Consider the following 15,245-nt stretch of genomic DNA (forward strand, 5'->3'; position numbering starts at 1 on the left):
ATATAGCGGAAAGCGGGATTAAGCTCCTAAAATTTTAAATCAATTTTTTCGCTTCCTTCTGTAATTTCTCCGATTTCGTAAGCGTCGTCTAAAAGGTGAAGCACTTTTTCAGCATGTTCAGGATCTACAACTACAATCATTCCGACACCCATATTGAAGGTTCCGAACATTTCTTCACGAGCAATATTTCCTCTTTTTTCCAACTCTAACATTACGCTAGGAATCTGAATTTTTGATGCATCGATTGAAGCACATAATCCGTCACCAATAATTCTTGGGATATTTTCATACAAACCACCCCCTGTAATGTGAGCAATTCCTGAAACTTCAACTTCTTCGATTACGCTGTGAATATCTTTGAAATATAATCTTGTAGGAACTAAAAGTGTTTCATACAAAGGTTTTCCTTCAAATTTTTCTTCGAAATTCGGGAAAATTTTTCTTACCAGAGAGAATCCGTTTGAGTGGAATCCTGAACTTGGTAAAGCGATGATTTTATCTCCGTTTTTGATTTTTGAACCATCAATGATCTGATCTTTTTCAACAATTCCTACGCAAAATCCTGCTACATCGTAATCTCCCGGCTGATACATTCCCGGCATTTCGGCAGTTTCACCACCAATCAATGCGCAGTTGTTGTCTTTACAAGCTTTTACCATTCCTAAAACGATCTCAGCAGCAATTTCAGAATCTAATTTTCCGCAAGCTAAATAATCCAGGAAAAACAAAGGCTTTGCACCGTGACAAAGGATGTCATTGGCACACATTGCGAAACAGTCTACACCGATAGAATCGTATCTTTTTGAATCTAAAGCGACTTTCAATTTCGTTCCTACTCCATCAGTTCCTGAAACCAAAACTGGGTTTTTGTAACCTCCAATTTCGTAAAAAGCACCGAAGCTTCCCAAATGATTCAATACATTGGAGTTGTGAGTTTCACCCACCGCTTTTTTGATTTTATCAACGGTTTTGTAACCTTCTTCTTTGTCTACACCTGCAGATTTGTACGTATTGCTCATAGTATGTTAATGTAACAATGTATCAGTTTAGCAATCTAACAATGTTTTCAATTGTAATAATGGTAAATTGGTACATTCTATTTTTAATTATCTAAATAAAAAAGCCGACAATCTTGGTAGATTATCGGCTGATGTTTTATCTGAGAGTTTCAGAGTCCACAGTTTTTCCATAAACTGAAAAACATTCTTTGAAAGTGGACTGAATCTTCATCTTTTTTCTTTTTGCAAAGATATTAATTTTAAGTTAATATTCAAATGCTATTTTTCTAAGATTGTTTCAACTGCAGAAATCTTACTTACTTTTTCACGTAACTCGCTGTCTTTTTCCTCATTAGAAATTTTTTGAGCTTCTTTATCGAAATTGTCATTAAAGAAAGGAAGCGTAAAAGTTCCTACGATATTTCCTCCATGTAAAGGAAAACGCTTTTCTGCAGCTTCTAAAACGCCTAAACCACCTCTTCCACCGGGAGCTGTCGCCATCAACAACATTGGTTTTTCGTTCCAGACTGCTCTTTGTTTGATTCTTGAAGTCCAGTCGAAAACATTTTTGAATGCTGTAGAATATGTTCCATTATGCTCAGAAAGTGAAACTAAAAGGACATCTGCGTTGTCAATTTTTGAAGCAAAATCGATAGCTTGTTGTGGAACGCCACTTTCTACTTCACGCTGATGTTTGTAGATTGGCATTTCAAAATCATTCATGTCTACGATTTCTATTTCTGCATTTTCAAACAAAGTTGTGGCGTAAGTTACCAGTTGTTTGTTGATTGATGTGTCGGAATTGCTTCCTGCTATGGCTAGGATTTTCATTTTTATAATTCTTGTATATTTTTTCTTGATTTCATAGGGCTTTGCCCTACACTTTTTTATGTCGCCCCTTTGGGGCTTGTTGTTGAGATGTTTTGTTTTATTGTACTGTTTTAAACCACCCCGTCAAAAATTCTTTGAATTTTCGCCACCCCTCCAGTGGAGGGGAATTTTGGTTTGCGAAAATATTACTTTTTATTTTAGATATTCAGGTAAATCCATTGGAACTTCCATTAAGAGGATTTCTGTATCTTCAACGGCTTCGATGTTAAAACTTTGAGTGTCCCACATTCCTAACCCATCTTTTTCGTTTAAGATTCTATCACCAATTTTTGCGCTGCCTTTTAATACAAAAGCATACACGCCGTTTCCTTTTTTGTTGACAGTATAGTTTTTACCGTTTCCTTTTGTGAAATTGGCTAAATTAAACCATGCATCCTGATGAATCCAAACTCCGTCATCATTTTTGTTCGGTGATAAAATTTGTTGAAAACCGTTGATTTTCTCTCCATCTTTGATACTTTTCTGGTCGTATCTTGGTTCCACATTCTCTTCTCTCGGAAAAACCCAGATTTGTAAGAATTTTACGGCTTCGTCTTTGTTTTTATTGTATTCGCTGTGCATTACTCCGGTTCCGGCACTCATCACCTGAATTTCTCCTTTTCTGATAACCGCTGTAGTTCCCATAGAATCTTTATGTTCTAAATTTCCTTCTAACGGAATTGAAATGATTTCCATGTTTTTGTGAGGATGCGTTCCGAAACCCATTCCCTGAGAAACGGTGTCGTCATTTAAAACTCTTAAAACTCCAAAGTTTGATCTTTCTCTGTTTTGATACCCTGCAAAACTGAAAGTATGATAAGAATTTAACCAACCGTGATCTACGTGACCTCTTGAATCTGCTTTGTGATATACTGTTTTCATATTGTAGCTATTTTTTTGATTATTTATAGTACAAATGTACTCCAAGCATTATTTGAAAATATTGATGTAAGGTAAGAAAGGAATTCTAGTCAATATTGAGTTGTCAATTTTCTTGAAATGAATTTCAACTAGGTTTTTAAGAAAATTAACTTTCGGCTAAAGCCTTCTTCTATGATTAATTAAAAAAGCGGACTAAAGTCCGCTCCTATTTATTTAAAAAGATAATTGTTAAATTTCAAAAATGAACTTGTTGTATTTCTTCTTCAATTTCTTTTGAGTTTGAATCATCTGTTTTAATGAAAATCAAGGTAAGAATTGACGCTAAAAGCATACAAATACCACCTATGACAACATAACCCATTGCATAATTTCCAAAAGCACCTTTCACAATCGGTCCTCCAAAAAGTCCGTTAATGATTTGAGGAATTACAATAAAGAAGTTGAAGATTCCCATAAAAACTCCCATTTTTCTTTGTGGAATTGCATCAATCAGCATCGCATAAGGCATTGCCAAAATACTTGCCCAGGCAAAACCAAGACCAATCATTGAAATCCAGAGCAACGAGGTATCTTTAATAAAATACATCGAAATTAAACCCAACCCTCCGCAAAAAAGTGCCAAAGCATGGGTTTGTTTTTTGCCAATCCACTTTGCAATCGGGGTTAATAAAAAGGCAAAAGGAATTGCCCAAAGATTGTACATTCCGAATAATCTATTTGTTAAATCTCCTGCATTATTAAATTCAACCGAATGAGTATCTTCCGGAGAAAGCCCGAAATGATGTGTTGCCAAAGCACTTGTCGTGAAAACCCACATCGTGAACAGCGCAAACCATGAAAAAAACTGAACGATTCCCAATTTCTTCATCAAAGTTGGAATTTTAGCGAAGTCATTAAAAATGTCCGTGAATTTTGAAGGCTGTTCTGCTATTTGTTTCCCACCTTCAAACTCGGCAAATTCTTTCGGGGAGTATTCTTTCGTTGTAACGATTGTATAAATGATTGTCAATAAAAGAATTCCGGCACCACAGTAAAAAGCATAAATGACATTATCAGCGACAAAACCCTCTTTTGCAACATTTGACACCCCTAATTTTGTCAGCCAATCTGGTAAATAAGATCCGATCACTGCACCAATTCCAATTAAAATAGTCTGTACCGAAAATCCTAAAGTTCCCTGATGTTTCGGAAGCATATCGCCAACCAACGCACGGAACGGCTCCATTGCAATATTGATTGATGCATCCATCATTGCCAAAAAAATCACAGCCAGCAATAAAACATTCGCAGCCATCATTTGGGTTGCGGACGCTGCGTTGGGAAGTAAAACCAATCCGACTGCACAAAGAATCGCACCAATCAGAAAATAAGGTTTTCTTCTTCCAAGCGGACTCCACGTATTGTCGCCCATATGACCGATGATTGGCTGAACGATCAATCCTGTAACTGGGGCAACCAACCAAAACCATGAAAGCTGGTGTACATCTGCACCGAAATTTCCAAGAATACGGCTTGCATTTCCGTTTTGAAGTCCGAAAGCCATCTGAATTCCTAAAAATCCCATGCTCATATTGATAATCTGGGACATGGAAAGATTTGGTTTTATTTTTTTTGACATTGTGTTTTTTATTTATTTTTTTATTTTTAATTTTTCAATCAGAGCATCTTCAATTACCGTTTTTTCGTCAACTACTTTATCAACAATATCATTTGGGACTGTCATTGAAAGAACATATTGTTTCACTTTCCAGGTTCCGTTGATTTTTTCTAAAACTCCTGAACCACGGCAGATTTTCATTTGAGTGTCCAATAATTCATCAAACCAAGCTAATTTTCCGTCTTTGCTGAAATAGATGTTTCTTTTTAATGAAGTAAAATTCCATGTTTTGTTTTTATCAAAATATGGTTTTGCCCAAATCATAAATTCTTTTTTGTTCCAAACTTCCGTGGCATCAGTGCCGATGAACGTTGATTCGTCAGCAAAAAAATCAAAATAAGTTTTGTAATCTGCTTTTGCAGCAGCTACATTAAATTCATCAAGCATCTTATTGATGGCTGTTTTTTCTTTTTCAAAATTTGCCTGACCTGAAACTGTTGTAAAACTTAATACAAATAAAATGAACGTAAAGAATATTGTTGTTGTTTTCATATCTAAATTATTTTAATTCAATGATCATAGACGTTTTTGCTGGAACAGTTAAATTATTTTCCAGAGAAATTTCTTTTCCTGAAGTCACCTCATTTCCTTTTGTCGAAGTTTTTATGGCTTCCGAAAAACGTTTTAAATCTAAATTTTCATCTTTTTCATTGCTGTTTACTACAACCATTACCGTTTCTTTTTCGTTATATCTAAAGTACACAAAAACATTATTCTGAGGAACGAAATTTTTAGTTTTTCCGGTGTGAATGACTTCTTTTCCTTTTCTCCAGTTTAATAGTTTCTGAGTAAACTGATAAAACTCTTTCTGTTCAGGGGTTTGAGTTGCAGGATTTAAGGCATTTTGCTTGTCAGATTTCCAACCGCCCGGAAAATCTCTCCGGATATCTGCATCGCCACCTTTATTTTTATCACCACGCATTCCAACCTCTGTACCGTAATAAATCTGTGGAATTCCACGAATGGTTGAGATGATCGACATTGCCATTTTGTAGCTTTTAGGATCGGAATTAAAAATCTCATTCCATCGTTCTGTGTCGTGATTTTCAAAGAAAACCATGACGTTATTGATATCAGGATAAAGAAAATCGCTTGACATACTGTTGTAAAGCCTGTTCATTCCTGTGTCCCAACCTTCTTTTTCATTTAAAGCTTTCGGTAGATCTCCATACAGCATAAAGTCCATCACAGAAGGCAAATTTGAATTGTAATTGGCAGCCTCGCCTGTTTTTGAATCTTTTTGCCATGCAGAAATATGGCCTGCAGTATTCAGCCAAGTTTCTCCAACGATATTAAATTTAGGATATTCATCGGTGATCGCCTTTGCCCATTTCGCCATTGCTTCTTTATCATTATAAGGATAAGTGTCTACACGGAAACCGCCTAATTCGGCATATTCGATCCACCAGATTGCGTTTTGGGTTAAATATTTTAAAACCAATGGATTTTTTTGATTGATATCGGGCATTGTCGTATCAAACCAACCGTCTAATGCTACTTTTTTGTCGGCTTCAGATGCGTTTGTATCAAACTGTGTGGTCGTTTTATAATTGGAACGTTTAAACCCGTTTTCGCCATCAGAAAACCAATGAATCCAGTCTTTTGTCGGCAAATCTTTGATCATCCAGTGTGAAATTCCCCAATGATTGGTGACGTAATCCATCACAAGCATCATTTTTCTGTCGTTGAGTTTTCTCGAAAGTTCACGATAATCTTCGTTGCTTCCGTAACGATCGTCGATTTTATATAAATCTGTCTGTGCGTAACCATGATAAGAATATACTTTTTCGTTGTCTTCATTTACAGGTGTGAGCCAGACTGCAGTTGCACCGAGATTTTGAATATAATCAAGATTATCGATGATGCCTTTCAAATCTCCACCATGCCTTCCATTGGGAAGGCTACGGTTTGCTTTTTCAATCAAACCGGGTGTGGAATCATTTTTTTCATCTCCGTTGGCAAAACGGTCGGGCATAATGAGATACACCAGGTCTTTTGAGGAGAAAGATTCCCGGTTGGCAGAATTAGGATTTCTTTGTTTTAGTTCATAAGTGTATGAACCTATACTTTTCTTTCCTTTTTTAAGATTGATTTTAAATTGTGAACCTTTGATTTCGTTTGTGTTTACGGTAACAAAAACGTAATTGGGATTCTCAACTTTCTGAATTTCTTTTGCTTTAATTCCGTCTGAAAGTTCAATTTCATTACCTGCAATATTTTTTCCGTAGATCAAAATCTGAAGCTCAGGATTTTTCATTCCTTTCCACCAGAATGCGGGTTCTACTTTCTGAATCTGCGCAAAAGCTACGGAAGCTGCCGACAGCGCAAAAATTGTATATATTTTTTTCATTCTTTTAAATTATTGTGTAACTATCATGATGTATGAGACTGTTTGTAATAAATGTTTCTGAAAATAAAATTCATAATTTTAAAGATAATCAAATATATTTTTCATCTCTCAACATCGCTCATTCTTTTTGCAATTTTATTGGCGAGTTAGCTTACATAAAATAACTGAAAACTATGTTAAATCATCACGGGAAGAAGAAAAAGCAGTTTCTGATTGCCGGGAATTCCTGCTTGTTGAATACATTTGTCATCACCTACATCGATAAGAATTTTAAAAATTTAATTTGCAAAAAAAACTTTGTCAAAGCGTTTAAACCCTGACAAAGTTTGTATAAATATGGTCTTTCCTAGCCCCGATCGCAACGGCATCCTTTTTTGTTTTAGAACAAAAAAGATATAGTGGAGAGCGGGAAATAGCTTCTAAAAAATAAAAATGCGTATAAAACTACCCCATCTTTTCGCTACGCTCAAAATCTACCCTCTCAGAAAAGGGGAATTTTATTTTATCGGTTTTATTGAGATGGCAAAACCACCGCTTCTTACCATTTTTAAAGGAATTTTTGACTTACTTGTAATCTGCTTCTTGTAAATATTGTAGCTCTGAGGATTATCGATGTAATCTGCATCTTTTCCGTCCTCATAAATTACGGCTTCGTACTTTTTACCTTTATCAAGGAAAGAGAAATCAACGGTGTAATCGCGTTTGTTTTCGTCTGTAATTCCACCTACAAACCAGTTTTCTGTACCTTTTGCTTTTCTAGCCGTTATGACATAATCTCCCGGTTCTGCTGATAAAATTTTGGTATCATCCCAATCTGCTGCTACATCTTTGATAAACTGGAAAGCGTCCATATGCTTTTTGTAATTTTCAGGTAAATCTGCAGCCATCTGAAGCGGCATATACATCGTCACATAAAGTGCTAACTGTTTTGCCAGAGTGGTTTTTACGAAACGTTTGTCTCCAGGGAAATAATAGTCTAGTTTGGTCTGGAAAATTCCGGGAGTGTAATCCATAGAACCTCCCATCCATCTTGTGAAAGGAAGAATCGTCTGGTGATCCGGGTTGTTTCCTCCGAATGCTTCATACTCAGTTCCACGAGCAGCTTCGGCAGAGATATAGTTTGGATAGGTACGGCTTTCACCTGTCGGACGAACCGATTCATGAGAATTCACCATTACTTTATACTCATTTGCTTTTTCGGCAATTCTGTAATAATGGTTGATCATCCATTGAGAATAATGATGCTCTCCTCTCGGAATAATATCACCTACATAACCTGTTTTCACAGATTTGTAGCCATATTTATTCATCAGCTGAAAAGCTTTGTCTGCCCATCTTTCGTAATTGGTTGCAGAACCTGAAGTTTCGTGGTGCATAATGAGGTCAATTCCTTTTGAATGCGCATATTCGTTCAGCATTTTGATATCAAAATCCGGATACGGCGTGATAAAATCGAAAACATATTCTTTTGAACGACCAAACCAGTCTTCCCAACCGACATTCCAACCTTCAATCAGAAGCCCCTGGAAACCATTTTCAGAAGCAAAATCTATATAATCTTTCACTTTTGTATTGTTGGCACCATGATTTCCGTTGGGTGTCAGTTTTGAAAAATCAGTCTGCCCAAGACGTACATTTGATTCCGGCTGTCCGTATGCCCATTGAGATTTTCCAATAATCATTTCCCACCAAACACCCATGTATTTTGTGGGTTTGATGTATGAAGTGTCGGTATATTTTGTAGGTTCGTTGAGATTAAAAATCATTTTAGAATCCATCACATCTTCGGCTTTCGGAGCAACAATAATTGTTCTCCACGGTGTTACCATCGGAGTCTGCATGTATCCTTTTGCACCCTGTCTGTCGGCTGTAAGGTGAGTTTTGAATTTAAAATTCTGAGCATCCACTTCAAGGTGAGAAGCCGGATAATCTAAAACCGCAGCTTCCGCAACGTTAATATACAAAGGTTCTTTCCCTTCTTTTTTGAGCATTAAAGGTGACTGTACCGCATCTTTAATCAATGTCTGTGACGCATTCGCATCTGCTGCTTTTGACCATCTTCCCGGAATTTCAGAAACTTTGGTTTCCTGATACTGATATTCCTGAGAATCGTAGTCGGCAACCATCCACCATGCTTTCATATCAGTAGGAAAATCGATTTCAGAATCTTCCTCACGAATGACAAAATAATTTAAATTTTTCTGCTGCGGAAACTCATATCTAAATCCCAATCCGTCATTAAACAATCTGAATTTCACAATAATACTTCTTTCAGTACTCGCCTGATTAAGCGTAACCGCCAATTCGTTGTAATGGTTGATATAGTTTTTCTTTTCTCCTAAAACCGGTTGCCAGGTTTCGTTTTTTGAATCTGTTTTTTCTGCTGTTTTCGTAAATCCGCTATTTAAATCAAATTTAGCATCTTCCGGTTTTGCAATTTCTGAAGCAAATTTTATTGAAGAATCTTTAAAAATTCTCAATCCTAGTTTTGAATCTTCAACTACTGTTTTACCATTATATTTCAGATTATAATAAGGCACTCCTTGCTTCAGCTGAAAATCCATTTCGAATTTTCCGTCAGGTGATTTTAAAGATTGTGCATTAGCAACTCCAAACATCATTGAGAGCAAGAATGCTCCGATTGTCATTTTCTTCATATGATTATTATATAAACATTAAAAATAAAAAAACTGTTGCTATAAAGCAACAGTTTTAAAGAATTGATAGTTACTAATTTATTGTATAAGTAAGTTCATACGGATCGAAAGTAACAGTGTGCTGACCTGCCGAAATCGCTAAATTACCTCCGGAAGTTGAAGCATTTCCGCCAGAACCTCCCCAATTTGGTTGACTCCAGTCATGGTTGAGCCTGAATTTAAACTCTCCCGCTAAAAAATTTGCTGTAGCAGTCCACTTCAATTGAGTATTATCCCAAACCATATCTATATCTGTACTCCAGTTACCACCAGGTGTTGCAGATCCTATTAAACTCATTTGATATGGGATCATCTTCAGAGTATTAGCATTAGTGTTTACTGTAGCTTGATAATAGCCAACGCCTGGTGCTACAATGTCACCACCTGCATTATACAAAATAGGAATTGTATTTGTTGCTGATGAAAACTGGCTATTTGTTCCGTAAGAGTTATCCCAGTTTTTCTGTGGGGTAATTTTGAATGCAAGTCCATTGTCTGCAGTTGCCAGAAATTTAATGTAGCCAACATAAATCCCATTTGAATTAGGAGATACAAGAGTATTTGCCGTATTAGGATCCCATCCCTGATATTTACCAGGAGCATACATATAAGAAATCAGCGCATAAGGATTCACAGAAATTTTTTGTACCGCCGAATAAACAGGAGTTCCTTTTCCTACAGTAGTTTTTAATCTTACATCTATGTTAGAAGCAACACCAGTTGGCAATCCAAGACTTAGCATTAAAGCATTAAATTCTATTACCGTATATGATTTAGACAATACTCCATTACTTAAACCTGCTTCTTTTAGTGGGGCAAAATTAGTACCTGTAACTGCAAATTGTAATACATTTGTAATCTCAACTTCAGGAGTATATTCTGCAGGAGTAATTGTGAAAGTAACCGCATTGTTATTTGCATTTGCACTAGACAAAGATAGTGTAGTTGCACTTGCTTTAAGTGTAGGCTCAGATTTTAAAGATAAAATAGCCTGATCTTCATCTTTTTCGCAAGACCAAACCATCATAATAGCGACAGCTGCGAAAAAAAATTTTATTATATTTTTCATTATTTTAAGCTTTTAAAAATTAATAACCTGGATTTTGAGTTAAGTTAGAATTAATATTCAAATATTTATTCGGAATTGGGAACAAAACTCTGGTAGAAGCTATAGAAGAACCATTTTGGACTCCTCCTTTCCATTGCCAAGTATAACCAGATACGTAATGATTTAATCTAATCAAATCTTGTCTTCTTGTACCTTCCCAATACAATTCTTTAGCTCTTTCGTTCAAAATAAACATTTCTTTTGCATCTGTTGTAGTAAGAGCATTAATATCAGACATTGCTATATTTGTAACACCACCTCTTGTTCTTAACGTATTGATATATTCTAAAGCTGTAGCTGTACTACCTTTTCCGTTAACAATTGCTAATTCTGCATACATCAAATAAGCATCTCCCATTCTGAACAATGCAAAATCTGCATCTGCAAAAGTACCATCACTTCCATTTGCGCCGCTTGTTTTTTTGTTAGAAAACTTAATCAATTTTGTACCTTCTTCAAATTTAGCATAATCTGAAATAGATGCAGGGTCTGTACTTCCGGCTACTTTCATTACTCTGGCATCTGTTCCTGTAGACTGAATAAATTCCTGACGGGTTCTAAAACCTGCCCAACCCGCATCAACACCTAACAAAGCTCCTACTGCATTGGTACAACTTGCGTGAATTAAAAAAGTAGTTCCTCCGTAAGTTTTAGTTTTAATACCATCGAAAGTAATAGGAAAAATAGCTTCATCCTGTGCTCCATTGATATTGTTATCTGCTTTAAATAAATTAGCATAAGGTATTGTTGCTACTTTATATGGTGAACCAATTACTTTTGTAATTTCTGTTAAGGCTTCTGTGCTCCTGTCAACACCTGTATATACTTTTGCATTTTGGTATAGTTTGGCTTTTAACATCCAGGCAGCAGCTTTATCTGCTCTACCATATTCATTGGTTTTTGCACCTGCTAAATCTCCATCTATTTCATTCAACTCTCCTAATATATAGTTGAAAACATACTCTCTTGATTGTACTGATGGTTTTATACCAGAACCAATAATATCTCCCTCAGTTGCAAAAGGAATTCTACCATAAATATCTATAGCGTGATAGTAAGATAAAGCTCTTAAAAATCTAGCTTCCGCACGGAAAGCTTTTATCTGGGTTTTTAAATCTGCTGAAACCCCTCTTGATGATAACTTGTCATCAGTTGTTTCTCTTAAAAACTCATTGACCAAGCCAATTTGGAAAAATATTCTTGCAAAAAAAGCCTCGTTAAATTTATTATCTGCATTCCAGGTATTGAAGTTTAAATCTCTGATCCCGGGATTATCAGATTCTCCCCAAGCAATAATAGCTTCATCAGTTGTAAGTTCCTGCAGTTGCCAATATCCTCTGATATATTGTGAAAAACCTTCATTGGGTCCTCCATCTGATTCTAGTCCTAAATCTGAATTTCCGTTAGGAGAAGTCTGTCCTGTTACCGCTAAACCGGCATAAATTTTTGCCAAAAACTGTTTATAAGAGTCTGGATTTGCATAAAATTGTTCAGATGTGTATAATTCATCATCATTTACTTTAACGTCCAGATCATTAAGACAAGAGGTTGCCGATAAAAGAAATACACTTGCAATAGCCAGATTTCTTAATTTTACTATATTTAATTTCATTTTTTATAAAGTTTAAAAGTTTGCATTAATACCTAAAGTAAACATTCTCGCTCTTGGGTATATTGAAGCATCTCTTCCATCATTAAACACTTCTGGATCAAGGTTTTTATACTTTGTGATAATAAGTACATTATTTACACCTGTATAAAATCTTATAGAACCATTGTTTTTCAATAAATTATTAAAAGTATATCCTAAAGTTACATTATCTAATTTCACAAAACTTCCGTTTTTAACGTAATAGTCAGATTCTTTATTGGTAAATGTAAAACTGGTATTACTAAAATCTACGGGAGCATTATTAATAGTACCATCTACAGTATTGTAAATGTTACCCAATTGAGCTCTATCAGCAGAAATTTGATCATATACATAATTTCCTACACTTGCTCTCCAAGCCATAGAAAAGTCAATATGCTTTCCAAAAGTTGCATTGGTCATGAATCCCATTGTAACATCTGCCTGTGGTTTTTTGTAGATGTACTTATCTGCAGAAGTTATTACCCCATCATTATTTCTATCTACATAAGCTCCTTCTATTGGTTTACCATTGCTGTCATATACTTGTTGAAATACATTAAATGCATAAGGAGAATATCCTGTTGTAAATGTTTGTACAAACCCTCCTAGGCCAACACCTCCTTTATCTATCTTATCTAATTCTAATTCTTTAATTTTTATATTATTGTAGGTTGCATTATAATTAAAATTTAGTGTGAAATTTTCTTTTTTCACAGCTTTAATATCCAAACCTAATTCTATCCCTTTAGATTGTAATCTACCAATATTTTTAGGACCAATAATTCTTAAATTTTCTAAAGGACCTTCAGGTACAATAGATAATAGATCTTCTGTATCTGCTAAATAAAAGTCTAATGTCCCTGTTACTCTATTTTTAGCGAATCCAAAATCTAATCCTAGATTATATTTTATACTTTCTTCCCATTTTAGGTTTTCATTATATCCGTTGGCTTTTGCAATCTGATAAAATGTATTTCCAAATTGATAAAATAATGTTGAAGAAACATTATACGTTTTAAAGTAATCGAATCTATAATCTCCAATATCCTGATTTCCTATTTTACCAATACTCGCTCTTAGTTTAAGATCTGATAGTGTAGTATTTCCTTTTAAAAAACTTTCTTCTGAAATTTTCCAGGCAGCAGCAACTCCTCCAAAATCTCCCCATCTATTTGCTTTGCTAAAACGAGAAGAACCATCTCTTCTATAATTTAAGGTAAGTAAATATTTATTGGCATATCCTAAATTTAGCCTACCAAAAAATGCTTGCAAATTAAGATCTGGTTTAGAATCCGGATTATAAAAATTATTAACAGGATCTAAAGTATATAAAAATGTATTTCCACTTGAAAAGCTCGTTTTATGATAATTTTGATACTCATAACCTCCCATTACATCAAAATTGAATTGACCAAAGGTTTTACCATAATTCAACTGAACGTTAGCGTTTTTGTTCAACAGACTTTCTCCAGAGAAAGATTCTGACCCATAATAAGCAAAAGTATTAGCTACAGAATAATATCCGTTTCTGGAATTTTTAGTTGTGGTAACATGACCATCCAATTCTTTGCTATCCAAACCAGCATTAGCAACCAATCTTAATTCTGGTAAAAAATGGAATTTATATTCCATGTTTACATTTCCAAAAAATCTTTTGAAATTTTGAATATCGTGCTTATTTCTTAACTGTGCTACAGGATTCGAAACTCCATTGGGATTATACGTTCCTGTAGTAGAATTAAAATTACCCAATCTGTTTTCGTAATAACCATCTCCATAGATAGAATTATCATCATAAACAGGTTGTGTAGGATTCATAGAAAGTGCATTACCGATAGCTCCTTCTTCTGCATTATTTTTAAAAGTATAAGAATAAGTACCTGTGATATTAAATTTTAAATGATCATCAAAAAAACTAGGGCTGATTGCAATATTCCCCGTTGTTCTTTGGAAACCAGAAGTAATCAGTAAACCGCTATTTTCTAAATGATCTACAGAGAAACGAGTTGGTATTTTCCCGAATAAACTTCCTGAAACTGAAGCATTAATATCATTCGTTACAGAAGTTTTAAAAATTTCGTCTTGCCAATCAGTATTAGCAGTGCCTAATTGAGCTACTTTATCCGGAACATATTGATTAATTAAAGCCCTAAACTCATCACCACTATATACTTTAATTTTTTTAGCTAAAGTATTAACCGTAGTAAAAGCATTTAATGATACTCTTAATCTTTTTCCTCCTTTTTTTGTAGTAATTAATATAACTCCATTAGATCCTCTAGATCCATAAATTGCAGTAGAAGCAGCATCTTTTAATATAGAAAAAGATTCTATATCATTTGGGTTAATAGTAGATAAAGAAACTCCATCTAAAGGCAAACCGTCTACAACCAATAAAGGTTCGTTACTTGCATTCAAAGAAGAACCTCCTCTTACTCTGATTATCGGTTCACTCCCGGGTGTTCCGGATTGAGTAATCACCACTCCGGCAGCACGACCATTAATAAGCCCTTCTGCAGTTGCTACAGCACCTTTATTAAAATCGGCTGTTGATAGAGAAGTGATTGATCCCGTCAAATCAGTTTTCTTCTGTTTTCCGTATCCAATCAATACAACCTCCTCGATTTTTCTCTCCTTAGTTGTAGAGTCTTGTGTCTGCGCATGCATCATGGAACTTGCCAATAAAAATGCAGGTGCAATTTTTAATACCGTCGTAAAGTTTTTCACAAATATTATTTTTATATAGTTTTTTTGTTTGATAATAACTGCCAAAGCAGTCTTGCAATTTAAAAAAAATTACAATTATCATAAAATTATATAATATTAAGTTAATATTTTGTAAATTAAACGAATGTTTTTCGTTAGATAATTGAATTACAATTAATTAAACAGAATTATTCATTACATAACATATAGTTAACACACATTCATAAATTAAACAACCGTTTAACAATAACACCGTTTTTTTCTTTATCAGTAATCAATTTCAATATTAAAAATTTGTAAAAAAAGATTTAAGCAAATTATCTTTATCTTTGCAGACTTAAAACT

General features: G+C 34.7%; 10 protein-coding genes. All 10 read right to left on the reverse strand.

What is annotated here, in order from left to right:
* Window positions 1-26: 26 nt before the first annotated feature.
* A complete protein-coding gene (gene purM / locus K0R77_RS02305) occupies window positions 27-1,019 on the reverse strand; it encodes a phosphoribosylformylglycinamidine cyclo-ligase (protein WP_300346843.1) in 993 nt (330 codons plus the stop codon).
* Window positions 1,020-1,277: 258 nt separating this feature from the next.
* Window positions 1,278-1,829, reverse strand: coding sequence for an NADPH-dependent FMN reductase (locus K0R77_RS02310; protein ID WP_300346846.1), 552 nt, complete (start codon window positions 1,827-1,829; stop codon window positions 1,278-1,280).
* A 192-nt stretch (window positions 1,830-2,021) separates the two neighbouring features.
* The gene (locus K0R77_RS02315; RefSeq protein ID WP_300346851.1) at window positions 2,022-2,750 is read right to left on the reverse strand and encodes a pirin family protein; all 729 of its coding nucleotides are present in this window, start codon (window positions 2,748-2,750) and stop codon (window positions 2,022-2,024) included.
* A 235-nt stretch (window positions 2,751-2,985) separates the two neighbouring features.
* Window positions 2,986-4,368 (reverse strand): MFS transporter, encoded by a 1,383-nt coding sequence (locus K0R77_RS02320; protein WP_300346854.1) that lies wholly within the window; start codon window positions 4,366-4,368, stop codon window positions 2,986-2,988.
* 12 nt (window positions 4,369-4,380) lie between these two features.
* A complete protein-coding gene (locus K0R77_RS02325) occupies window positions 4,381-4,899 on the reverse strand; it encodes a nuclear transport factor 2 family protein (RefSeq protein ID WP_300346856.1) in 519 nt (172 codons plus the stop codon).
* Window positions 4,900-4,906: 7 nt separating this feature from the next.
* On the reverse strand, window positions 4,907-6,757 hold the full coding sequence (locus tag K0R77_RS02330; protein WP_300346859.1) for a glycoside hydrolase family 13 protein: 1,851 nt from the start codon (window positions 6,755-6,757) through the stop codon (window positions 4,907-4,909).
* A 497-nt stretch (window positions 6,758-7,254) separates the two neighbouring features.
* Window positions 7,255-9,414, reverse strand: coding sequence for a glycoside hydrolase family 97 protein (locus tag K0R77_RS02335; RefSeq protein WP_300346862.1), 2,160 nt, complete (start codon window positions 9,412-9,414; stop codon window positions 7,255-7,257).
* A gap of 73 nt (window positions 9,415-9,487) precedes the next feature.
* Window positions 9,488-10,522: a SusE domain-containing protein gene (locus K0R77_RS02340; protein WP_300346865.1), complete on the reverse strand. Its 1,035-nt coding sequence runs from the start codon at window positions 10,520-10,522 to the stop codon at window positions 9,488-9,490.
* Between the two features lie 19 nt (window positions 10,523-10,541).
* Window positions 10,542-12,173, reverse strand: a complete 1,632-nt coding sequence (locus K0R77_RS02345) for a RagB/SusD family nutrient uptake outer membrane protein (protein WP_300346868.1) — start codon at window positions 12,171-12,173, stop codon at window positions 10,542-10,544.
* A gap of 12 nt (window positions 12,174-12,185) precedes the next feature.
* Entirely contained in the window at window positions 12,186-14,921 is a 2,736-nt protein-coding gene (locus tag K0R77_RS02350; protein ID WP_300346871.1) for a SusC/RagA family TonB-linked outer membrane protein, read from the reverse strand.
* Between the last annotated feature and the right edge of the window lie 324 nt (window positions 14,922-15,245).

The sequence above is a fragment of the Chryseobacterium sp. genome (assembly GCF_029240215.1).
Lineage (GTDB): Bacteria > Bacteroidota > Bacteroidia > Flavobacteriales > Weeksellaceae > Chryseobacterium.